We start from the raw sequence: 1,695 nt of genomic DNA on the forward strand, positions 1-1,695 counted from the left end.
TATTATATGCTTTTTTGGGGTTACTGTCAATAAATTTGTCCTGTAAGTTACATAAAAGCTGGTAAGGTGCAGGGCAAAGGGGTTAGCGGCAAAGCCTTGCATAAACTGTTTGCTAATAAAGTAGTATCTTGCTAAACGCAGGCACAAAAAAACCTGAGAGCTGAACTCTCAGGCTACATTTGCTATGGCAGGGGCACTAGGACTCGAACCCAGATCGACGGTTTTGGAGACCGTTGCTCTACCATTGAACTATGCCCCTATGGAGCGGAAAACGAGATTCGAACTCGCGACCCCCTCCTTGGCAAGGAGGTGCTCTACCACTGAGCTATTTCCGCATTGGCGACCCGGATGGGACTCGNNNNTGGCGACCCGGATGGGACTCGAACCCACGACCTCCGCCGTGACAGGGCGGCATTCTAACCAACTGAACCACCGGGCCAATGTCAGTGTGTCTGACAGTTATATATATTACCATACGTTTAACGTTTTGGCAAGAGGTTTTTTTGAAAAAATTTTAGAAACGCTTTTTCAGCTGCCAAAGCAGGGCTTTTAAGCAAAAAAGTGTTGGCAGTCTTAACCTGAATCAGGTCAAAACCCCAACACTTATTTTAGAGAATCAATTATGCTTAGTATTCAGCTAACTTTGCAGCAGCTTCCGGGCAGCCTTTGGCAGCAGCCAGCTCGAAGTAGGTCTTAGAGCAGATTTTGTGGCCCATTGCCAGATATTGCTCGCCCAGCTTGTACATGTCTTCTGCATATTCCATGTCCTTCAGCTTTGCAGCAGCCTTAGGGCAACCTTTGGCAGCAGCTAATTCAAAGTAGGTCTTGGAGCAGATTTTGTGGCCCATGCCCAGGTATTGCTCGCCCAGCTTGTACATGTCTTCTGCATATTCCATGTCCTTCAGCTTTGCAGCAGCCTTAGGGCAGCCTTTGGCAGCAGCCAGCTCAAAGTAGGTCTTAGAGCAGATGCAATGGCCCATTGCCAGATAATGCTTGCCCAGATCATACATATCTTGTGCATATTCCATGTCCTTCAGCTGTGCGATTGCTTCTTCAGAGCCTTTGGCAGCAGCCAGCTCCAGATAGGTTTTACCGCTGATGCAGTGGCCCATACCCAGATATTGTTTAGCAAGCATCAGGCAGCCTGCAACGTATTCTTTTTCTTTAGCTTCGGCAGCAGCGATTTCCTCATCGGTAACGCCGGCTTTTTCTTTGAACCATGCCATAATAGCATCCATGTCTTCAGCCTTGTGCAGCACGCTTCTGAATTTATAGTCAATCACTTTAGTGGTGTACAGGTATTCAACACCCAGGTCTAAGTCAAAATAATCCAATCCGAAAAATGTCAGAATACCATCAATAACAACCTCTGCATTAGCAGGATCCTTTGCCAGCTTAGCAATTTGTAAATACTTTTCAGCAACAGTCGTCATTTAAAAAACCTCTCTTTTTCATTCTTTTGTAAGAATAATCAATTATTAGTTCCTTCGGAACCAATATAATCATATCACGATTGAAAATAATTATCAACTATTATATGGAAAATGGCGGAAGAAAGAGGGTGAAGGCGTTTTGCGAGGCGCTCTGTGCGCAGCGCTGGAAACACCCTCGGCAACTGCTGTGCTAATTTTTTGATAACTTTAATTTTGTTTGCAAATACTTTTTCATATATTAAATATAGGTGCTGTAATGCGC

The 1,695-nt window shown here is 44.8% G+C and carries 2 protein-coding genes and 3 tRNA genes; all 5 read right to left on the reverse strand.

The genetic code is table 11. From position 1 onward, the window contains the following. Positions 1-185: 185 nt before the first annotated feature. Positions 186-259 (reverse strand) — tRNA-Trp (locus tag BN587_RS06840). Between the two features lies 1 nt (position 260). Continuing rightward, positions 261-335: transfer RNA gene (locus BN587_RS06845), tRNA-Gly, on the reverse strand. Between the two features lie 27 nt (positions 336-362). Then, positions 363-439 (reverse strand) — tRNA-Asp (locus BN587_RS06850). Between the two features lie 187 nt (positions 440-626). Next, positions 627-1,433: a hypothetical protein gene (locus BN587_RS06855; protein WP_021720397.1), complete on the reverse strand. Its 807-nt coding sequence runs from the start codon at positions 1,431-1,433 to the stop codon at positions 627-629. A gap of 74 nt (positions 1,434-1,507) precedes the next feature. Next, on the reverse strand, positions 1,508-1,695 hold a 188-nt coding region (locus tag BN587_RS11925; RefSeq protein ID WP_303684892.1), incomplete at its 5' end, for a hypothetical protein.

The sequence above is a fragment of the Phascolarctobacterium succinatutens CAG:287 genome (genome assembly GCF_000434895.1).
Classification (GTDB): domain Bacteria; phylum Bacillota; class Negativicutes; order Acidaminococcales; family Acidaminococcaceae; genus Phascolarctobacterium_A; species Phascolarctobacterium_A succinatutens_A.